15 protein-coding genes and 1 pseudogene are annotated in these 21,648 nt (G+C 62.0%); 8 read left to right on the top strand and 8 right to left on the bottom strand.

Features of this window, described 5'->3' with window-relative positions:
* Nucleotides 1-37 precede the first annotated feature (37 nt).
* From glpD to LY631_RS11935, 8 genes are all read left to right on the top strand, one after another.
* Entirely contained in the window at nucleotides 38-1,615 is a 1,578-nt protein-coding gene (gene glpD / locus LY631_RS11970; protein WP_274425621.1) for a glycerol-3-phosphate dehydrogenase, read from the top strand.
* Nucleotides 1,599-2,681, top strand: a complete 1,083-nt coding sequence (locus tag LY631_RS11965; protein ID WP_274425619.1) for an ABC transporter ATP-binding protein — start codon at nucleotides 1,599-1,601, stop codon at nucleotides 2,679-2,681. Before glpD ends, LY631_RS11965 begins: the two co-directional genes overlap by 17 nt.
* 10 nt (nucleotides 2,682-2,691) lie before the next feature.
* Nucleotides 2,692-3,768 (top strand): ABC transporter ATP-binding protein, encoded by a 1,077-nt coding sequence (locus LY631_RS11960; protein WP_274425617.1) that lies wholly within the window; start codon nucleotides 2,692-2,694, stop codon nucleotides 3,766-3,768.
* Nucleotides 3,765-4,634, top strand: coding sequence for a carbohydrate ABC transporter permease (locus LY631_RS11955; RefSeq protein ID WP_274425616.1), 870 nt, complete (start codon nucleotides 3,765-3,767; stop codon nucleotides 4,632-4,634). Before LY631_RS11960 ends, LY631_RS11955 begins: the two co-directional genes overlap by 4 nt.
* Nucleotides 4,635-4,741: 107 nt before the next feature.
* Nucleotides 4,742-5,560 carry a carbohydrate ABC transporter permease gene (locus LY631_RS11950; RefSeq protein WP_274425889.1) on the top strand — a complete coding sequence of 273 codons (819 nt, stop codon included), beginning with the start codon at nucleotides 4,742-4,744 and terminating at the stop codon, nucleotides 5,558-5,560.
* A gap of 1 nt (nucleotide 5,561) precedes the next feature.
* Nucleotides 5,562-5,843 carry a DUF2160 domain-containing protein gene (locus LY631_RS11945; RefSeq protein WP_274425615.1) on the top strand — a complete coding sequence of 94 codons (282 nt, stop codon included), beginning with the start codon at nucleotides 5,562-5,564 and terminating at the stop codon, nucleotides 5,841-5,843.
* A 65-nt stretch (nucleotides 5,844-5,908) separates the two neighbouring features.
* Entirely contained in the window at nucleotides 5,909-7,636 is a 1,728-nt protein-coding gene (locus tag LY631_RS11940; RefSeq protein ID WP_274425614.1) for an ABC transporter substrate-binding protein, read from the top strand.
* A 153-nt stretch (nucleotides 7,637-7,789) separates the two neighbouring features.
* The gene (locus tag LY631_RS11935; protein WP_274425613.1) at nucleotides 7,790-9,154 is read left to right on the top strand and encodes a DUF6600 domain-containing protein; all 1,365 of its coding nucleotides are present in this window, start codon (nucleotides 7,790-7,792) and stop codon (nucleotides 9,152-9,154) included.
* A gap of 121 nt (nucleotides 9,155-9,275) precedes the next feature.
* Here the strand turns inward: LY631_RS11935 and LY631_RS11930 are convergent, their stop codons facing one another.
* From LY631_RS11930 to LY631_RS11895, 8 genes and pseudogenes are all read right to left on the bottom strand, one after another.
* Nucleotides 9,276-10,133 carry a D-alanyl-D-alanine carboxypeptidase family protein gene (locus LY631_RS11930; RefSeq protein ID WP_274425612.1) on the bottom strand — a complete coding sequence of 286 codons (858 nt, stop codon included), beginning with the start codon at nucleotides 10,131-10,133 and terminating at the stop codon, nucleotides 9,276-9,278.
* On the bottom strand, nucleotides 10,127-10,252 hold the full coding sequence (locus tag LY631_RS11925; protein ID WP_274425611.1) for a hypothetical protein: 126 nt from the start codon (nucleotides 10,250-10,252) through the stop codon (nucleotides 10,127-10,129). The genes LY631_RS11930 and LY631_RS11925 overlap by 7 nt, the downstream gene beginning before the upstream one ends.
* A 263-nt stretch (nucleotides 10,253-10,515) precedes the next feature.
* Complete coding sequence (gpmI, locus tag LY631_RS11920) at nucleotides 10,516-12,042, bottom strand: 2,3-bisphosphoglycerate-independent phosphoglycerate mutase (RefSeq protein ID WP_274425610.1); 1,527 nt, start codon at nucleotides 12,040-12,042, stop codon at nucleotides 10,516-10,518.
* A gap of 262 nt (nucleotides 12,043-12,304) precedes the next feature.
* Nucleotides 12,305-13,717 (bottom strand): adenosylhomocysteinase, encoded by a 1,413-nt coding sequence (ahcY, locus tag LY631_RS11915; protein WP_274425609.1) that lies wholly within the window; start codon nucleotides 13,715-13,717, stop codon nucleotides 12,305-12,307.
* 32 nt (nucleotides 13,718-13,749) lie between these two features.
* A complete protein-coding gene (metK, locus tag LY631_RS11910; RefSeq protein ID WP_274425608.1) occupies nucleotides 13,750-14,934 on the bottom strand; it encodes a methionine adenosyltransferase in 1,185 nt (394 codons plus the stop codon).
* Between the two features lie 47 nt (nucleotides 14,935-14,981).
* Nucleotides 14,982-18,730 (bottom strand): annotated as a pseudogene (metH, locus tag LY631_RS11905) (methionine synthase).
* A 13-nt stretch (nucleotides 18,731-18,743) separates the two neighbouring features.
* Nucleotides 18,744-19,622 (bottom strand): methylenetetrahydrofolate reductase [NAD(P)H], encoded by an 879-nt coding sequence (metF, locus tag LY631_RS11900; RefSeq protein WP_274425607.1) that lies wholly within the window; start codon nucleotides 19,620-19,622, stop codon nucleotides 18,744-18,746.
* Between the two features lie 84 nt (nucleotides 19,623-19,706).
* Nucleotides 19,707-21,395: a glycine/sarcosine N-methyltransferase gene (locus LY631_RS11895; protein WP_274425605.1), complete on the bottom strand. Its 1,689-nt coding sequence runs from the start codon at nucleotides 21,393-21,395 to the stop codon at nucleotides 19,707-19,709.
* Between the last annotated feature and the right edge of the window lie 253 nt (nucleotides 21,396-21,648).

Here is a 21,648-nt window from a genome sequence, read left to right as displayed (position 1 = left end):
TTTGAGGAAGGACCTAGGTCCTGGTTGGGAGGAGTCATTGGGCGACGATCTTGTCCATGACCTGTTCGTCATTGGTGGCGGCATAAACGGCTGCGGTATCGCCCGCGACGCGGCCGGCCGGGGTTATTCGGTTCTGCTCGCTGAGATGAACGATCTGGGGAGCGGGACGTCCTCAGCCTCCACCAAGCTCATCCATGGCGGACTGCGCTACCTGGAATATTACGAGTTCCGACTCGTGCGCGAGGCGCTGATGGAACGCGAGGTGCTGTGGCGCAGCGCGCCGCACATCATCTGGCCGATGCGCTTCGTCCTTCCGCTGCACAAGGGCCTGCGCCCCGGCTGGCTCATTCGCCTCGGGCTCTTCCTTTACGACCATATCGGCGGGCGTAAGCTCCTGCCGCCCACCCGCACGCTGGACATGCGCAGCGATCCGGCAGGCAAGCCACTGAAGGCCAACTATCGGCGCGCCTTCGAATATTCCGACTGCTGGGTCAACGATGCGCGGCTGGTGGTGCTGAACGCGATGGACGCTGCCGAGAAGGGCGCGGAAATCCGCACGCGCACGAAGGTGGTCGGTGCGCGCGCCGAGGACGGTGTGTGGCGTCTTACCTTGCACGATCTGGAGACGGAAGCGCAGGATGAGGTGCGCGCCAGGATGGTGATCAACGCGGCCGGACCGTGGGTCGACGACGTGATCGCCGGCGCGCTCGGACGCAATACCGCGCACAATGTGCGCCTCGTGAAAGGCAGCCATATCGTCGTTCGCCGCAAGTTCGACGATCCGCGCGCCTTCTTCTTTCAGAACGCCGACGACCGCATCTTCTTCGCTATTCCCTACGAGGACGATTTCACGCTGATCGGCACCACGGATCAGGACTTCGAGGGCGATCCGGCCGAAGCCGAAATCAGCGACACGGAAACAGAATATCTGTGCGCGGCGGCGAGCGAGTATTTCGCCGAGCCGGTGCAGCCGGAGGACGTAGTGTGGAGCTTCTCCGGCGTGCGCCCGCTCTACGACGACGGCGCCGGCAAGGCGCAGGAGGCTACGCGCGACTATGTGCTGAAGGTGGATCAGGCGGCGGGTGCCCCCGTCCTCCACGTGTTCGGAGGCAAGATCACGACCTTCCGCCGATTGGCCGAGGCCGCGCTGGACGAGATCGGTGGGGCACTCGGCGCGCGGGGAGAACCGTGGACCGCGGGCGCAGCGCTCCCCGGCGCTGGCTTTACACCGACAGGTTTCGACGACTATGTCGCTGCGCTCAAGCGTGAATATCCTTTTCTCGATAATGTGCATGCACGCCGTCTTGCCCGGCTGTATGGAACGCTGGCGCGTGCTATCCTTGCACAGGCAGCGGGGCTGGAGGATCTCGGCCGCCATTTCGGCGCAGACGTCTTCGAGGCGGAATTGCGCTATCTTGACGCGCGTGAATGGGCGCGCACTGGTGAGGATGTGTTGTGGCGGCGCACGAAGCGCGGGCTGCGGCTGACACGGGAGGAGGCCGACGCGGTGGACGCATTCATGCGTGACCTGCGTGGCCGGCAAACGAAAACGCGCGCGGCGGCCGTACATGGTCGCGCGAGCAAGGGAGGAAAACGTCGTGCTGGAGCTACGTGACGTCTCCAAGACCGTTTCGGGCGAGCGGCACATCAGCGATGTCTCCTTGAAGCTGGAGGCCGGTTCGCTCAACGTGCTCCTTGGGCCCACTCTCGCCGGCAAGACAAGCCTGATGCGGCTGATGGCCGGCCTCGACCAGCCGACCGCAGGCACGGTGCACATGGACGGTGCCGATGTCACCGGCGTGCCGGTGCAGAAGCGCAGCGTGGCCATGGTCTACCAGCAGTTCATCAACTACCCTTCCATGTCGGTCTATGAGAATATCGCCTCGCCACTGCGCGTGGCCGGGCGGGACAGGGCCACGATCGATCGCGAGGTCAAGAAGGCGGCGGAGCTTCTGCGGCTCGAACCGTTCCTGGATCGGCTGCCGCTGGAGCTTTCGGGCGGGCAGCAGCAGCGCACCGCGCTAGCCCGCGCCATCGTGAAGAACGCCCGCCTTGTGCTTCTCGACGAGCCGCTCGCCAATCTCGACTACAAGCTGCGCGAGGAGTTACGCGCGGAACTGCCGCGCATTTTCTCCGAGTCAGGTGCAATCTTTATCTATGCGACCACGGAACCGAGCGAGGCCTTGCTCCTGGGCGGCAAGACGGCGACGCTCTCCGAGGGGCGCGTGACCCAGTTCGGCCAAACGATCGAGGTTTTTCGCAATCCGCTTGATCTCCTGACGGCACGGACCTTTTCCGACCCGCCGCTCAATACAATCGAGGTGCGCAAAGATCGCGATCGGTTCCTGCTCGAAGGCACCACCGGGCTGCCCGTTCCGGCGGCGCTGTCGGGCTTGCGTGACGCAGACTACACGTTGGGCTTTCGCCCGCATCACCTTTCTCTCGCACCGCGCGGGCAAAGCAGTATATCGCTCGATGCACGTGTGACGGTGACGGAGGTCACCGGCTCGGAGAGCTTCGTCCATCTCGACTATGCTGGCAATCAGTGGGTGATGTTAGAGGAGGGAGTGCATCGCCTGAGTGGCGGTGAAAGGATTCCGGTTCATCTCGACACACGGCATGTGCTCGTCTTCGACAAGGCCGGGCGGAGCGCTGCGCCCGACCTCGCGAAGGCGGCATGAGGAGCAGCGGATGGCGCGCCTGAGACTGAAGGACATCCGGCATTCCTACATGCCGAACCCGGCGACGGATGCCGATTATGCCCTCAAGCGGGTGGACCATGTGTTTGAGGATGGCGGCGCCTATGCGCTCTTGGGGCCGTCCGGATGCGGAAAGACGACGCTGCTCAACATCCTCTCCGGTCTTCTGAGACCCAGCGAAGGAGAAGTGCATTTCGATACGCTGGATGTAACGGGCCTGCCGACGGAGGCGCGCAACATCGCCCAGGTCTTCCAGTTCCCGGTCGTCTACGACACGATGACCGTCTACGACAATCTGGCTTTCCCGCTGCGCAACCGGCGTGTTCCGGAGGATGTGGTGGACCGGCGTGTGCGTGAGATCCTGGCCATGATCGGCCTGGAAGAGCGGGCGAAGCGCCGCGCGCAGGGGCTGACGGCAGACGACAAGCAGAAAATCTCGCTGGGGCGCGGCTTGGCGCGTCCCGATGTCAGTGCCATCCTGTTCGACGAGCCTCTGACAGTTATCGACCCGCACTTGAAGTGGGCCCTGCGCACGCAGCTCAAGGATCTGCACCGCCGCTTCGGCCATACCATGATCTATGTTACGCACGACCAGACGGAGGCGCTCACCTTTGCCGACACGGTGGTGGTGATGTACGAGGGCGAGATTGTGCAGATCGGTACGCCGGAGGAGCTTTTCGAGCGCCCGCGCCATACCTTCGTCGGCTATTTCATCGGCTCGCCGGGTATGAATCTGCTGCCAGCCCGGATTGACGGCAATACCGCGCAGCTGGGCGGTCAGTCCGTTGCGCTACCCGGTGCGCCACGGCGGCTTTCCGGCGAGCGCATCGAACTGGGCATCCGGCCGGAATTCGTTCGGCTCGGCCGCGAGGGCATGCCGGTGTCTGTCTCGAAGGTCGAGGATATCGGCCGCCGGAAGATCATCCACGCGAATTTGGAGGGCGAGGCAATCGCGGCTATCGTCGAGGAGGATGGGGAGATCCCTGCCGAGCCGCGCGTCATATTCGATCCGGCGCATCTCAATCTTTACGCCGACTCCTGGCGGGTGGAACTGGAGGGCGGTCGATGAACAGGACCTGGAATAACAAGGCGTGGTTCATGGTGCTGCCGGTCCTGGCGCTGGTAGCGTTTTCGGCCGTTATCCCGCTGATGACGGTTGTCAACTATTCGGTGCAGGATACCTTCGGCAACAACGTCTTCTTCTGGGTGGGCACGGAGTGGTTCGAGGAGGTTCTCCATTCAGACCGGTTCTGGGCGGCGATGGGCCGGAACCTGGCCTTTTCGGCGATCATCCTGGCTATCGAGGTGCCGCTCGGCATCTTCATAGCGCTCAACATGCCACGAAAGGGCTGGGGCGTGCCGGTCTGCCTCGTCTTGATGGCCCTGCCGCTCCTGATACCCTTCAACGTGGTGGGCACGATCTGGCAGGTCTTCGGGCGCATCGACATCGGGCTGCTCGGACGCGGTCTCTATATCCTCGGGGTCGACTACAACTACGTCCGGGACCCGGTGGATGCGTGGGTGACGATTATCCTGATGGATGTGTGGCATTGGACAAGCCTCGTAGTGCTGTTGTCCTATGCCGGGCTGGTCTCGATCCCGGATGCGTACTATCAGGCGGCCAGGATCGACGGCGCCTCGCGCTGGGCGGTGTTCCGCTACATCCAACTCCCAAAGATGAACCGGGTGCTTCTGATCGCCATCCTGCTGCGTTTCATGGACTCCTTCATGATCTACACCGAGCCCTTTGTGGTGACGGGCGGCGGTCCGGGCAATACCACCACCTTCCTCTCCATTGATCTGGTGAAGCTTGCCATAGGCGAATTCAACCTGGGTGAAGCGGCAGCCATGTCGATCATCTACTTTCTGGTCATCCTGGCCATGTCATGGGTCTTCTACACCGTCATGACCAACTACGGCACGGAGAAGCGGTAATGGCGGCGGGGAAGAACAATGCCGCTGCGGCGGATACGATCGCGATGCAGCGGACGGAGGCGGCCTCCGGTGCCGCCGGCAAGGCAAAGGCTGAACTGGGCCAGACGATGCTCAGGCGCGGTCGGCAATCCCGTTTCTGGTGGTTGGTGCCGACGATCTACATCATCTTCCTGATGCTGCCGATCTACTGGCTCGTCAATATGAGTTTCAAGACGAACACGGAGATCCTCGGCACCTTCTCGCTCTGGCCACAGAACCCGACCCTGCGCAATTACGTGGTCATCTTCACCGACCCGTCCTGGTACTCGGGCTACATCAACTCCATCATCTACGTGGTTCTGAATACGGTGATTTCCGTCACCGCCGCCCTTCCGGCCGCCTACGCCTTCTCGCGCTACCGCTTCCTTGGCGACAAGCACCTGTTCTTTTGGCTGCTGACCAACCGAATGGCCCCGCCGGCGGTCTTCGCGCTGCCCTTCTTCCAGCTTTATTCCGCTTTCGGACTGATCGACACGCACATCGCGGTGGCGCTGGCGCACTGTCTCTTCAACGTGCCGCTCGCCGTGTGGATCCTGGAGGGCTTCATGTCCGGCGTGCCGAAGGAGATCGATGAGACCGCCTATATCGACGGCTACTCCTTTCCGCGCTTCTTCGTGAAAATCTTCATGCCGCTGATCGCCAGCGGCGTCGGCGTGGCGGCCTTCTTCTGCTTCATGTTCTCCTGGGTGGAACTCCTGATCGCGCGCACGCTGACGACTACGGAAGCCAAGCCTATCGCCGCCACTATGACGCGCACGGTCTCGGCCTCCGGATTGGACTGGGGCGTGTTGGCGGCCGCTGGCGTGCTCACTATCATTCCCGGCGCGCTCGTGATCTGGTTCGTGCGCAACTACATCGCCAAGGGCTTCGCCCTGGGGAGGGTGTGACATGGAATTGTCTTGGATGGCCTGGACATGGCCGACCGCGATCTTCTTCATCACCATAGCGCTTCTGCTCACCAGTATGGGCGTATGGGAATATTTTGCACCGGGCGGTCATCCGCGGGTGGGTCTTCTGGGCATCGAGACCACACGCGGCGACCGGCTGTTTCTATCGCTGCTCGGCAGCGGCTTTATCAATCTTGCATGGCTGGGACTTTTCGGTCCCAGCCTGTGGTGGGCTCTGGCCCTATCTGTTGTTTACGCCGTCGGCGTATTCCGGTGGGTCTAGGGAAGTGGATCGGAGGGGCCGCAGGGCTTCTCCGTAATGTGTGCGATCTTGTCAGGGAGGATGAAATGACACGACGCTTATTGATGACGACCTCGGGGCTCATGCTTCTCATGAGTTCCGGCGGCGCCATGGCCGGCATGGAGGAAGCCAGGGAGTTCCTCGACGCCGAGATCGGCGACATGTCGTCGCTTTCCCGTGAAGAGCAGGAAGCGGAGATGCAGTGGTTCGTCGATGCCGCGGAGCCTTTCCAAGGCATGAACATCCGGGTGGTCTCGGAGACAATCACCACCCATGAGTACGAGTCCAAGGTTTTGGCGCCGGCCTTCACGGCCATCACCGGCATTCAGATCACACATGACCTGATCGGCGAGGGCGATGTGGTCGAGAAGCTGCAGACGCAGATGCAGTCCGGCGAGAACATCTACGACGCCTATATCAACGACTCCGATCTCATCGGCACCCACTGGCGCTACCAGCAGGTGCGCAACCTGACCGACTGGATGGAGAACGAGGGTGCCGACGTCACCAACCCCGATCTCGACATCGACGACTTCATCGGCAAGTCCTTTACCACGGCGCCGGACGGGAAGCTCTATCAACTCCCCGACCAGCAGTTCGCCAATCTGTACTGGTTTCGCTACGACTGGTTCAACGATCCCGACATTAAGGCGGAGTTCGAGGACGAGTACGGCTACGAGCTTGGCGTGCCGGTGAACTGGTCCGCCTATGAGGACATCGCCGAGTTCTTCACCGGCCGAGAGATCGATGGCCAGCAGGTCTATGGCCACATGGATTACGGCAAGAAGGACCCGTCGCTCGGCTGGCGCTTCACCGACGCGTGGCTGTCCATGGCCGGCAATGGTGACAAGGGTATCCCGAACGGCGTGCCGGTCGACGAATGGGGCATCCGCGTCGACGAGAACTCCCGCCCGGTCGGCTCCTGCGTGGCGCGCGGCGGCGACACCAACGGCCCGGCTGCCGTGTATTCCATCGAGAAGTATCTGGAATGGATGGAGGCTTACGCGCCGCCGGAAGCGCAAGGCATGACCTTCTCCGAATCCGGCCCTGTGCCTGCTCAAGGGAACGTCGCCCAGCAGATCTTCTGGTACACCGCATTCACCGCTGACATGGTCAAGGACGGTCTCCCGGTCGTCAACGAGGACGGCACTCCGAAATGGCGCATGGCGCCGAGCCCGCACGGCGTCTATTGGCAGGACGGCATGAAGCTCGGCTACCAGGACGCCGGTGCATGGACCCTGATGAAATCGACGCCCGAGGAGCGCGCCAAGGCCGCCTGGCTCTACGCTCAGTTTGTCACTTCCAAGACGGTGGATGTGAAGAAGAGCCATGTGGGCCTCACCTTCATTCGTGAGAGCTCCATCCAGCACGACAGCTTTACCGATCGTGCCCCGGAGCTGGGCGGTCTGGTCGAGTTCTATCGCTCGCCCGCCCGCGTGCAGTGGACGCCGACCGGCACCAACGTGCCGGACTATCCGAAGCTCGCGCAGCTCTGGTGGCAGGCGATCGGCGATGCGTCCTCTGGCGCCAAAACGGCCCAGGAGGCGATGGACTCGCTGTGTGCCGAGCAGGAGCAAGTGCTTTCCCGTCTCGAGCGGGCCGGCGTTCAGGGCGATATCGGCCCAGCACTCGCTGAGGAGCACGATATCGAATACTGGAATGCGCAAGCGGTCGAAGCCGGCAATCTGGCACCGCAGCTGAAGATTGAAAACGAGAAGGAAGAGCCGATCACCATCAACTATGACGAGCTGGTGAAGAGCTGGAACGACTCATAAGCGAAAAGGCCGTATGTGAAGAGGGGAGGCGGCTCAGGCCGCCTCTTCTTTTGTCTGAAACGCCGGTGTTGCAGAACCATCGAGCCACTATGTGACGGAACAAATCGCCTTCTTGGGAATTCAACTGGCATTCCAATATGGGAGGAATGTGCAGTGAAGAAGCTTTTGGTTGGCGTGGCGGCCGCCGCGTTTATCTCCGCTCCTATGGCAGCTTCTAATATAACTCTGGGATCTTCGGCAGCATACGCACAGCAGGCTCAAGTCGATATCAGTGTCTTCTTCGACAGCTTGCGCGATTATGGATCCTGGGTGAGTCACCCCCGACATCGCTATGTATGGGTGCCCACAGATGTGGATGCCGGCTGGGGTCCGTATACGAATGGCCGCTGGGTCTATACTGATCAGTATGGCTGGTATTTCGTATCGGACGAACCCTTTGCCTGGGCTGTCTATCATTACGGCCGCTGGGCCTATGCCTCAGACATTGGCTGGTATTGGGTTCCTGGCACACGCTGGGCGCCGGCCTGGGTCTCCTGGCGGCGTGGCGACGACTATATCGGCTGGGCACCGCTTCCACCGGAAGGCGACGGCTTTGCCGTTAGCGTCGAAGTGTCCACGGTCGAGCCGCCCCCCGGGTATTGGGCCTTCGTGCCGGTGAACCAATTCACGGCCTCCGATCTGTCGGTCACGATTGTGGAGCGCTCGGAAATTCCGACCATATACGAGCGGACCGAGGTCCTCGGCCCCGTCGTGGTTGAGAACGATGTCGTCGTGAACAACGTCGTCGATATCGACTTCATTGAGCAGAATGCCGATGAGGAAATCACCATTGTCGAGGTGCAGGAAGTCGATGATCCCGCACAAGCGGCCCAGGCGGACTCCCCGGCCGCGTTCGTAGGCGAGCTGACGGCCGAGGAAGATGCTGCTCCGCAAGAAGCGATTGAGACTGCCGACGTCGAAGCGCCGACTGAAGGGCAGGACATCGAAGGTGCAGAGGACGGGTCGGACCAAACGGGTGATGAGGCACCGGCGGAAGCACCAACCGACGAGTCTCCAGCCGATGAGGCTCCCGCTGAAGAGTCTCCGGAAGAGGAGGTAACCCCGGATCAGGCTCCGGCTGAAGATGGCACGTCCGACGAAGCTCCTGCGGAGGAAGCTCCCACCGAAGACGCTCCTGCCGATGAACAGCCGGCGGACGGAACTGATCAAGCTCCGTCTGATGAGCAGCCGGCGGACGAGGCGCCGGCAGTAGATGAGGCGCCTGCCGAAGGTGCTCCTGTCGAGGAGGAGCCTACAAACGGCGCATCCACTACTGAGGAGGCACCAGCCGAGGAACCGGGGGATGGGGCTGAAGGAGAAGCCCCTGAAACCGGAGCCCCTGCAGAGGAGCCGACAGCAGAGGAACAGCCGTCCGATGAAGTGCCGGCCGAAGAGCAACCCGCAGAGGAAGCTGAAGAGGCACCTGCCGACGGGACTCCTGCGGAAGAGTGTCCTCCCGAGGCTGAGAACTGCCCTTAATGAAGCACAGCCCCGCCCGATGTGGCGGGGCTTGTCCTCCATACCTCTGATTGCCGGTCAGTAGTTGCGTAGTGATGCTATGATAGTTCCCATTGCAGCGCGTTAGAATGGGTGCCCGTGCTCAGCGGACAATTGCAGCGCGGGGGAGGTAATGTTCGATCAGCTCCTCCATGTGGCCGTCTCTTTCCTTAGCGCTCTCGCCACCCATCACGATCGCGATAATCCGTCTCCCGCCGCGTGCGGCAGAGGTGGCAACATTGAATCCGGAAGCGCGGATATAGCCTGTCTTGATACCGTTGACTCCTTCGCGACTGAGAAGATGGTTGTGTCCGCGGATCGTCTTGCCACCATATTCGAAACTGCGATTGGCAAAGTTATGATACTGATGCGGGAAGTGCGTGCGTAGAGCCACTGCAAGCACGGCCATGTCGTGGGCGGTCGTGATCTGATCGGAGTCTGGAAGTCCGGACGCATTTCGGAATGTGGTCGAGTGCATGCCAAGTTGACGTGCCTTCACCGTCATCATCGCAGCGAACTGCTCCTCAGAGCCCCCGAGATACTCAGCCACTGCCGCGGCCACGTCATTTGCGGATTTCACGCAAAGCGCGAGGATCGCGGTCTGGACATCGATGCTTTGCCCCGGCTTCAGCCCCAGCTTGGATGGCGGGCGCGACGCCGCTTCAGCGGAGATCGGAATCTGGCTGTAACGGTCGAGGAGACCGGCATCCATCGCTTCGAACAGGAGGTACAGCGTCATCATCTTGGTGAGGGAGGCCGGATGGCGGGGCTCGTTTGATGCGCTCTCGAACAGGATTCTTCCTGAATTCGCGTCTATGACAACGGATGCATATTTGTCCGACTCCAGCGGATCCACTGCGGGTGAGAGGACCGAGGTCGTACTGCAGCCTGCCAGCAATACTAGCGCAGCCAAGACGAATGCGAGCTGGCGTAAAGGGTGGCTTGCGCTCACTCTCAGCATGAGACCGGCCGCTGGTCCCGCAGACGGTCGACCTGCGGATATCCCGATCTGCCGCGCGGCAAACGCGGCTCAGTCGCCGCCCAGGTCCCGTCGATCAGCCAAAACAGCGCTATTTCCATGGACCGCCTCCAAACCCAAATCAAGTTCAGATAATCCAGGAAAATCACAGAGTTGTATAGGTTATGAGAGAACCTGCCCGAAATTATCCAAAGGGATCGCGCATCATCTTGCTCTTGCGACAGCGCCTATAAAACGAAGATCGACCGGCGGTGAAAGCGCTGGCCTGGTCGGGTGCCGCCCTGTCTGAACCGCGCCGCGCAAGACGGCAGGCCAGCTCGACGTGCCACAGCAGATGGACAAGCCGGCCGCGAGGGCTCGTGAATCAATCCTTGAAGGTGATGAGCGAGGAGCCAGTCATCGCTTCTGGCTGTTCGATGTTCATCAGTCCCAAGAGGCTGGGGGCGAGGTCGGCTAGCTTGCCGTCAGAGAGGCTTGCCTTCCGGGGTGATACGAGGATCACCGGCACGTCGTTTAGCGTGTGCGCCGTGTGCGGAGTGCCGGTCTCGGGATCAACCATCATCTCGCAATTGCCGTGATCGGCCGTCACCAGCATGGAGCCACCGCGGCTTTCCACCTTCTCAACGATCTTCCCCAGCGCCGTGTCGACCGCCTCAACGGCCTCAATCGCGGCATCCAGGCTGCCCGTATGACCCACCATGTCCGGGTTGGCGTAGTTGATGACAAAGAGGTCGTAGGCGTCGCGCTCAAGCGCCTTCAGGATTTCCTCCGTCAGTTCTGGAGCCGACATTGCCGGCTTGAGATCGTAGGTCGCTACCTTGGGGGAGGGGACCATGACGCGATCTTCGCCCGAAAACGGCTCCTCTCGGCCGCCGTTCAGGAAATAGGTAACATGCGGGTACTTCTCAGTCTCCGCCATATGGATCTGGGTTTTGCCCGCGCGTGAGACCGTCTCGCTCAGTCCGTCTTTCAGGTCCTGTGCCTCGAACAGGGTTTTCATGTGTGCCTCAAGCTCGGCACTGTATGAGACCATGCCGACTGCGGCGGAAAAATCGATGCGCCGTCCGCGATCGAACCCATCGAAGTCGGGCAGGACGAGTGCACCGAGAATCTCGCGGGCGCGGTCGGAACGGAAATTGAAGCAGATGAGCGCGTCCCCGTCTTTCATTCCGGCATAGTCACCGATCACCGCGGGCGTCACAAACTCGTCAGTCTTGCCATCGGCGAGGGCGGTGTCGACCGCCTCGCCCGCCGAGCCGGTGGCCACGCCCTTTCCATGCGCGAGTGCCTCATAGGCGGCCTTTACTCGATCCCAGCGCTTGTCGCGGTCCATGGCGAAATAGCGCCCGCTCACCGTCACGATCTCCGCTTCCTCGGGCAGGTCCGCTTCAAGTTCGCGAAGATACCCCTTGGCTGAGTCCGGCGGCGTATCACGGCCGTCGGTAAACGCGTGAATCTTTGAACGCAGGCCGCTTTCGGCGAGCAGGCGGGCGAGTGCGGCCGCATGTGCCTGATGCGAATGGACGCCCCCCGGCGAGACGAGGCCGATGATGTGGCACACTCCGCCGGTCTCCTTCAACCGGGCGGGCAGGCCGCTCGCCTGGAGCCGGCGGTCGAGATCGCCACTGTCGATTGCCCGGTCGATGCGCGGCAGCTCCTGCGTGACGATGCGACCGGCGCCGATGTTGAGGTGCCCCACCTCGGAGTTGCCCATCTGGCCCTCGGGCAGGCCGACCGCGGGGCCGCAAGTTTTTAGAAAGGCGTGCGGGCGGGAATTGTAGAGTCGGTCGAAGTTAGGCGTGGCTGCCTGGAGGACCGCATTGGCCTCCGGTTCTTCCCGCCATCCCCAGCCATCGAGGATCAGAAGCATGGTCGGCGTGTGTTGAGGCATGGTGAGATCCGTTCCTGAAACTAGATTCGTCGGCGGCACATGTCGAAATAGGACAAAGCGCGGTTCGCCGCTACCTCTCCACCATGGACAATTCGCTGTCGAGTCCGTCGGCAGGTGCGACGACATTCCATCAAGATGTATGTCGCCCGACGCAAAGTGGCCCGGCCGATCACGTCGCGATCGGCCGGGCCCACATATTCACCCAGGATATTCTCCAAGCCAGCTACCGAGATGGTTCGGCTTGCCGAGGCCGTATGCCGTCCTAATACCGGTAGTGGTCAGGCTTGTACGGACCGTCGACGGTAACGCCGATATATTCGGCCTGTTCGGGAGCGAGCTCGGTGAGCTTGACGCCGATCCGGTCGAGATGCAGCCGCGCCACTTTCTCGTCGAGATGCTTGGGCAGCACGTAGACCTTGTTGTCGTAGCTATCGCCTTTGGTCCAGAGTTCCATCTGCGCCAGAACCTGGTTGGTGAACGAGGCCGACATCACGAAGGACGGATGCCCGGTGGCGTTGCCCAGGTTCAAAAGCCGTCCCTCGGACAGAAGGACAATCCGATTGCCCGAGGGCATCTCGATCATGTCCACCTGGTCCTTGATATTGGTCCATTTGTGGTTCTTCAGTGCGGCCACTTGTATCTCATTGTCAAAGTGGCCGATGTTGCCCAGGATTGCCATATCCTTCATCTCGCGCACGTGCTCGACGCGGATGACGTCGCGGTTGCCGGTCGTGGTTATGAAGATATCGGCGGTCTTCACCACATCTTCGAGCCGGACCACTTCGAAGCCGTCCATCGCCGCCTGCAACGCACAAATTGGATCGACCTCGGTGACCTTCACCCGTGCCCCCGCGCCGCTGAGGGAGGCTGCCGAGCCTTTGCCGACGTCGCCATAGCCACAGACCACCGCGACCTTGCCGGCCATCATTGTGTCGGTAGCCCGGCGGATCCCGTCGACGAGGCTTTCCTTGCAGCCGTACTTGTTGTCGAATTTCGATTTTGTCACGCTGTCGTTGACGTTGATCGCCGGGAACGGCAGTTGCCCCTGCTCCATCATCTTGTAGAGCCGGTGCACGCCGGTCGTGGTCTCTTCGCTGACGCCGCGGATTTGCTGGCGCTGCTTTGCAAACCAGCCGGGTGTCTCGGCCATCCGCTTGCGAATTTGCGCGAAGAGCGCCTCTTCCTCTTCCGAAGTCGGGTTGGCGATGAGGTCGGTCTCGCCTTCCTCGACCCGAGCCCCGATCAGGACATAGAGCGTTGCGTCGCCCCCGTCGTCGAGGATCATGTTGGCACCGTCCTCGAACTGGAAGATGCGGTCGCAGTAGTCCCAGTATTCCTCAAGCGTCTCACCCTTGACCGCAAAGACCGGTGTGCCTCCGGCCGCGATCGCCGCCGCTGCGTGGTCCTGTGTCGAGAAGATGTTGCACGACGCCCAGCGGACCTCGGCACCAAGCTCCACCAGCGTCTCGATCAGAACCGCCGTCTGGATCGTCATGTGCAAGGAGCCGGCGATCCGCGCCCCCTTCAGCGGCTTCGATGCGCCGTATTCCGAACGGAGCGCCATTAGCCCGGGCATCTCCGTCTCCGCGATGTCGAGCTCACGACGCCCGTAATCGGCAAGCGCGATATCGCGGATGGCGCAATTCTCGGGGGTGAATTTCTCAGGTTTGTTCATGTCTGTTTGCCTTTCCGATTGAGGCGTTTCGGTTACTCGGCCGCCAGGGTGGCGCCGAAGGTACGAGCCAGTTCGTCGGCCAGGTCCGTCTTCTCCCAGGAAAAGCCGCCATCGGCATCCGGCTTGCGGCCGAAATGGCCGTAGGCCGCAGTGCGGGCGTAGATGGGCTTGAGAAGATCCAGATGCTCGCGGATGCCGCGCGGGGTCAGGCGAACCATCTCGCGCAGGACCGACGACAGCTTGTTATTGTCCACGCGTCCCGTGCCGAGGGTCTCGACATAGAGCGCGACCGGCTCCGGCATGCCGATGGCATAGGCGAGCTGGATCTGACACTTGTCGGCGAGGCCCGCCGCCACGACGTTCTTGGCGAGATAGCGTGCGGCATAGGCGGCGGAACGGTCCACCTTCGTCGGATCCTTGCCCGAGAAGGCGCCGCCGCCATGGGGGGCCGCACCGCCATAGGTGTCCACGATGATCTTGCGGCCGGTGAGGCCCGCGTCGCCGTCTGGCCCGCCGATAACGAAGTTGCCGGTCGGGTTCACGATCAGCCGGTCGTCGGGCACTGACCAGCCTTCTGGGAAGACGGCAGCGATATAGGGCTTGACGAGTTCGCGCACTTCTTCCTGGCTGATGCCCTCGGCATGCTGCGTCGAGACGACGACAGTATCGAGCGCAACGGGCTTGCCGTTGCGGTACTCGAGCGTCACCTGGCTCTTGGCGTCAGGACCGAACTTGGGCTGGCTGCCCGATTTCCGGTCCTCAGCCATCAGCCGCAGGATGCGGTGTGAAAACTGGATCGGGGCCGGCATCAATTCTTCGGTCTCATTGCAGGCATAGCCGAACATGATGCCCTGATCGCCGGCACCTTCTTCGCCCTTGTCGCCTTCATCCACACCCATGGCGATGTCTGCCGACTGCTCGTGCAGCAGGTTATTGACGGCGCAGGTTTTCCAGGAGAAGCCCTTCTGTTCGTAACCGATGTCCTTGATCGCCTGGCGTGCGATCTCCTCGACATGCTGGCGCACCTCGTCCGGACCGCGAACTTCGCCGGCAATGGTCACATGGTCGGTGGTGGCCAGCGTTTCGCAGGCGACGCGGCAGTTCGGATCGGCGGCCAGATAGGCGTCCAGGACGGAATCCGATATCCTGTCGCAGACCTTGTCAGGATGCCCTTCCGACACGGATTCGCTGGTGAAAAGCCAGGTGTTGTCGCTCATCTCGTTCCTCTCTTTCTGCATGGAATGGGGTGGTTGTGATCGCACAGTCAGGCGATCTTCCGCTCGATTTCGTCTCGCGCGCTGCTGCGGTCGGGAACATAGGCGAGGTTCGGCGCCAGCCAGCGTTCGACCTCGGCAAGATCCATGCCCTTGCGCTGGGCATAATCGGCCACCTGATCGGGGCCGATCCGGCCGATTCCGAAATAGCGGGCGTCAGGATGGGCGAAGTAGAAGCCGGAGACCGCAGCTGCCGGCCACATAGCATAGCTTTCGGTCAGCTCGATTCCGGTGTGACGGGGCGCATCGAGCATCGAAAAGAGGGTACGCTTCTCGGTATGATCCGGGCAAGCCGGATAGCCGGGCGCCGGGCGGATACCGCGATACTGCTCGGAGATCAGCGCGTCGTTGTCGAGAGCCTCGTCTGCGGCATAGCCCCAGAGCGAGCGACGCACGCGGGCATGCAGAGCCTCGGCGAATGCCTCGGCGAGGCGGTCCCCCAGAGCCTGGACCATGATCGAATCATAATCATTGCCCTCGTCCTTGAAGCGGTTGGATAATTCGTGGACGCCATGGCCCGTTGTCACGGCGAAGCCGCCGATCCAGTCGTCAATGCCCTTCGGTGCGACGAAATCGGCCAGGCACATATTGGGCCTGTCCTTCGATTTGCTGCCCTGCTGGCGAAGCTGCGGCAGACGCTGGGCCACGGTCTTGCGATCCTCGCCTGTCCACACGATCACGTCGTCGCCGTCGCGATTGGCGGGCCAGAGGCCGACCACCCCGCACGGCGTGAACCAGCCCTCGGCCATGATCCGTTTGAGCATCGCAGTGGCGTTGTCGTAAAGCTCGCGCGCCGTAGGCCCCTTATCGGGATCGTCGAGGATCTCGGGGAAGTTGCCGCGCATTTCCCAGGTGCTGAAGAAGGGCGCCCAATCGATATAGCCGGCCAGGGCTTCGAGCGGCATGTCGTTGATGACGGATAGTCCTGGCGTTTGCGGCGCCGGCGGAATGTAGCTGTCCCACCCGCCGTCGAAGGCATTCGCGCGTGCCTCGGCGATCGGTATCGTCGGACGGTCGCCACCGCGGCTCGCCGCCGCGCGTATCTTGTCCTGCCCGGCCGCGACCTCGGCCAGATAGTCCGTGCGGGCCGACTTCGACAGCAGGCGCGAGACCACGCCGACCGCCTTTGATGCGTCGTCGACATGGATCACGCCGTGCTCGTATTCCGGAGCGATCCTCAGCGCGGTGTGCTTCTTCGATGTGGTCGCGCCGCCGATCAAAAGGGGGAGGTCGAAATCCTGCCGCTTCATCTCGGCCGCGACGTCGACCATGCGGTCGAGCGAGGGGGTGATAAGACCCGAAAGCCCGATGATGTCGGCCTTCTCTTCTCGCGCCTTGGCGAGGATGTCCTCGGCCGGGACCATCACCCCCAGATCGACGACGTCGTAGTTGTTGCACTGCAATACCACGCCGACGATGTTCTTGCCGATGTCGTGAACGTCCCCCTTGACGGTGGCCATCAGCACCTTGCCTTTGGCGGAGGTGTCACCGGACCTCTTCTTCTCTTCCTCCATGTAGGGGAGGAGATGTGCCACAGCGGTCTTCATCACTCGGGCCGATTTCACCACCTGCGGCAGGAACATCTTGCCAGCGCCGAAGAGATCGCCGACGACATTCATGCCGTCCATGAGCGGTCCTTCGATCACATCGAGCGGCTTGTCCGCCCTCAGGCGGCATTCCTCGGTGTCGGCTACGACGAAATCGGTGATCCCGTGGACGAGCGCATGCTCCAGCCGCTTTTCAACCGCTTGCTCGCGCCATTTGGGGTCTTCCTTCTTCGTCGCCTCGCTGGAGCCCCTGTACTTGTCGGCGATCTCCAGCAGCCGCTCGGTGGCGTCATCGCGGCGGTTCAAAAGCACGTCCTCGACCCGCTCGCGCAGCTCGTCGGGAATATCGTCATAGACGGTGATCTGGCCGGCGTTCACGATGGCCATGTTCAGTCCCAGCGGGATCGCGTGGTAGAGGAATGCGGAATGCATTGCCTCGCGCACCGCATTGTTGCCGCGGAAGCTGAACGAGACGTTCGACAGCCCGCCCGATACGTGACAGTGCGGCATCGCCTCCTTGATCATGCGGGTGGCCTCGAAGAAAGCGACTGCATAGTCGTTGTGCTCTTCGATCCCGGTCGCCACGGCGAAGATGTTGGGGTCGAAAATGATGTCCCAGGGGTCGAAACCGGCCTTTTCGGTCAAAAGGGCGTAGCAGCGCTTGCAGATGTCGAACTTGTGCTGGGCGGTCTCGGCCTGGCCGTTCTCATCGAAGGCCATGACGACCACGGCGGCGCCATAGCGGCGGACGGTCCGGGCGTGTTCGAGGAATGCTTCTTCGCCCTCTTTGAGCGAAATAGAGTTAACGACCGAGCGGCCCTGAACGCATTTCAAGCCGGCTTCGATCACCTCGAATTTCGAGCTGTCGATCATCACCGGTACACGGGAGATGTCGGGCTCCGACGCGATGAGATTAAGGAAGGTCGTCATCGCCTCGGCCGAGTCGAGCAACCCCTCGTCCATGTTCACGTCGATGATCTGTGCACCGTTCTCGACTTGCTGGCGCGCAACGTCCAGCGCGGTGGCATAGTCGCCGGCCATGATCAGCTTCTTGAACTTCGCCGAGCCGGTGACGTTGGTCCGCTCGCCGATGTTGATGAAATTCGCGATCCCGGTCATGCGGCACCCTCATGCGGTTGCTGGGCCTCGGCGCCCGATACCTCGAACATTTCAAGCCCGCTGAGCCGCATCCGCTTCATCTTCGGCGGAACGGCGCGGGGTGCCTTGTTTTTCACCGCCTCGGCGATGGCCGCGATATGTTCGGGCGTGGTGCCGCAACAGCCGCCGACGACGTTGACGAGCCCGGACTCGGCCCATTCGCCCAGATGACTTGCGGTTTCTTCGGGGGTCTCGTCATAGCCCCCCATCTCGTTGGGCAGGCCCGCATTGGGATAGGCGCTGACGCGGGTGTCGGCCACTTCCGACAGCGTGCGGATGTGCTGGCGCATCTCGCCTGCGCCCAGCGCGCAGTTAAGCCCCACGGAGAACGGACGGGCATGGCTCATCGACGCCCAGAACGCCTCGGGTGTCTGCCCGGTCAGCGTGCGGCCCGACCGGTCGGTGATCGTGCCCGAGATCATCAGCGGTGGCACCGCGACGCCTTGGTCACGCAGCGATTCGACAGCATAGATCGCGGCCTTGGCGTTCAGCGTGTCGAAGATCGTCTCGATCAGAAGCAGATCCGCGCCTGCCTCAATCAGCGCTCGCGCGGCCTCGCCATAGGCATGGGCCAGGTCGTCGAAGGATACGGAGCGGAAGCCTGGATCGTTCACGTCGGGGCTGATCGAGGCCGTCTGGTTGGTGGGCCCGATCCCGCCGGCGACCCAGCGCGGCCGGTCGGGCGTGGCCACGGCATCGGCCGCCTCGCGCGCCAGCCGCACGCTCTCGGTGTTCATCTCGGCCACCAGATCCTGCATGGAATAGTCGGCCTGACTGATGGCGTTGGCGCCGAAGGTGTTGGTGCAGAGGATGTCGGCGCCGGCGTCGAGGAAAGCGGCATGGATACCGCGGATCATTTCGGGCGCGGTCAGGCTGAGAAGCTCGTTGTTCCCGCCGACGTCTGTTGGGTGATCCTTAAAGCGCTCGCCGCGATAAACGGCTTCGTCCGGTCTCTCCTGCTGAATCATCGTTCCCATCGCGCCATCGAGCACCAGGATGCGTTCGGCAGCGTGTCTTTCGATGTCGGCTGTCATTGGTTTCGTCCTCTCATGCGGCTTCCTCGGCGCTGATCCGCGCGGGAACGCCCAACGCGCGGCAGACAGACAGGCTCACGTCGGGCTTGTTCAGTGTGTAGATATGAAAGTCGGTAACGCCCTCGGCCGCAAGATGGCGGCACTGAACACTGGCGAGGCTCGCCGCCACCATCGCACGCATGTCGGGCGCATCGTCCAGCCCGCCGAACATCGCCTCCATCCAATCGGGAATCGAGGCGCCGCAGCCTTCTGAGAACCGCTTGAGACTGGCGAAATTGGCGACAGGCATAATACCGGGCACGATCGGCGCTTCGATGCCCGCGGCGCGGGCACGATCGATAAAGCGCAGGATTTTGTCGGTGTCAAAGACATACTGTGTGATTGCCCGCGATGCGCCCGCGTCGAGTTTGCGCTTGAGGTGATCAAGGTCGCTTTGCGCACTGGCTGCTTCGGGATGCACTTCCGGATAGGCGGCAACCGCGATGTCGAAATCGGCCACCCGGCGCAGGCCCGCCACCAGTTCGGCCGCGTCGTGATAACCGTCAGGGGCCAGAGTTTGGCCTTCGGGCAGGTCCCCGCGCAATGCCACGATCTTGCGCACGCCGCTCTCCCAAAGGCGTTGCGCTTGGGCGTCGATCTCGGCGCGGCTTGCGCCGACGCAGGTCAGATGATGGGCAACCGGTAAGCCGGTGTGCCGGCGCACCATGTCGACCACGCGCGCCGTGCGGTCGCGTGTGGTTCCGCCGGCGCCATAGGTGACCGAGAAGTATTGCGGACCGGCGCTGGCGAGCTGGGCGACGGTGCGGCCAAGATTGTCGATGCCCCGCTCGGTTTTCGGCGGGAACAGCTCGAATGAGACGGTGATGGGGTTTTCGGGGAAAGGCCCGCCCATGCGGATTGCTCCGTATCTTGCTATGTGACCTGGAAGAGAGGATGGATGGGCGGTGGCGCGACGCCGCCGCCCGTCACTCTTGGCTCACACGGGTTTGCGGAACAGCTGGATGCCCCAGGCAAGATGCCCCGCGTCCGCAGCATCGACCCAGTTTCCGAGTCCCACGGTCATTTTATCGAGATACTCGGTCGAGGCGCCGCGCTCGACCAAGCGATCGTAGTTGGCGGTCAGGTCCTCACGAACGCGGTCGTAGTGCTGGCGCAAGTGTTTCGTGAGGTCTTCCTGCGCCACCACCTCAAAGCCAAGGGCGGTCGCGGCCTCGCGATAGAAGCGGAAGGAGCCGAGGCTGTTGAGTTGGAGACGGTCATAAACTGGCTGAAGCACGCCTTCTGGAACATCGTCGGCCTGCATGGGATCTGTGAAGATGAGATGACCGCCCGGCTTCAGCACGCGCCGGACCTCCGATAGAACCCGCTCGCGCTGATCGGAGTGCAGGATTGCATCCTGGCTCCAGACCACATCGTAGCTGGAGGCCGGCTCCGGAATCTCTTCAAACACGCCGTGAACGACCCGGATTTTATCGGTAAGCCCGGCAAGGCGGTTCTTGTACCGGTTGGTGTCGTTCTGGGTCTCGGAGATGTTCAGGCACGTCGCCTCGCAGCCAATGCGGCTGACGATCCGACGCATGGATCCGCCATAACCCGCGCCGATATCCAGTATTTTCGTATCGGAATCGAGCACGGGAAGGGCTTCGGCCATGCGATCGACGGTCTCGGCGCTGGCTTCGCGGATGTCGGTGGTCTTGTCGTAGATGCCGACATGCAGGTCCTCACCGCCCCAGACCGTGCTGTAGAAGGTGTCGGCGTCGTCGCCGTCGTAATAATCCTCGGTAACGTCCCTAATGTCCGTCGTTTCGGCCTTCTGGGCGTCGGTGTCCGAACGGAGCGCATGAAGCTTGGACTTCTCGGCGACGTGGATGAAGAAGTCGGGATCGTTCTCCGCATAGGTGTCCTGAAAGTCGCCATAGGAGCGAACCCGCTGAAAGCCGGCCTCCGACAGCAACCGGCGCACGTAGTTCTTGCGGATCGGGCACATGTTGAGGGTGAACTCAGCACCGTCGGGGAAGCTGTACTTGAAGCGCACCAGGCTATCGTCGATATGCTCCGGCTCTGCCGAGACCTGGTCGCCGCAATAGTAGTATTTGTGCTTCGTCTTGAAACCGTCATCCAGCATCGTGTCGTAGTTGCGCTGATCAAGGATGAGGACGCCGTCATGCTTGAGCGCCGCGTAAAACTCAGCGAGCGCACGGCGGCGATCGGCTTCGTCGTGCAGATGCGTGAAGGAATTGCCAAGGCAAATGATCGCGTCGTACTTGCCCTGGATGTCGCGGTTCAGCCAACGCCAATCGGCCTGCACGGTTTTCAGGATGAGGCTGCGCTGGCGACCATTTTCGAAAGCCTTGGCGAGCATCGCCGCCGATCCGTCTGCCGACGTTACGTTAAAGCCCGCTTGGGTCAGCCGCACGGAATGGAAGCCGGTGCCGCAGGCTACGTCGAGGACAGTCTCCTTGCCCCTAGCCCGCAGGATGTCGATGAAGAACTGGCCCTCGCTTTCGGCCCGCGCACTCCAGTCGATGAGTTCGTCCCACTTTTCCACGAAGGTCTTGACGTATTCGTTGCGATACTGGTCCGTCTCACGATCCTGAAGCGGGTCTCCGCTGTACACTTGGTCAGTTTGCGTAAGCTCCGCGTTCATGGCACTCGAATCGGACATAACGTCTCCTCTCTTCGTTGACGTGTTCGAACCTCCGGGTCGCTATGACTCGGCTTGTGGCGAATGCAGGCGCCAAAGGTACATTTCAGATCCGTGATGGGCGGATGGTCAGTGAGCAGGAAAGCCCACGACGCGGCTCGAAACGTTATCATCCCGAAGAGATACCGCCACCACATTAATTCGACTTGCTAAGCGTTCTGTTTCTGAACACCCTCTGGTGAGGATCATTACAGGAAGAAGCAGCCACGATTCA

The sequence above is a fragment of the Chelativorans sp. YIM 93263 genome (assembly GCF_028767125.1).
Classification (GTDB): Bacteria; Pseudomonadota; Alphaproteobacteria; order Rhizobiales; family Rhizobiaceae; genus Chelativorans.
The sequence above is the reverse complement of the archived record's forward strand: the minus strand, read 5'-3'. Positions and strand labels throughout refer to the sequence as shown.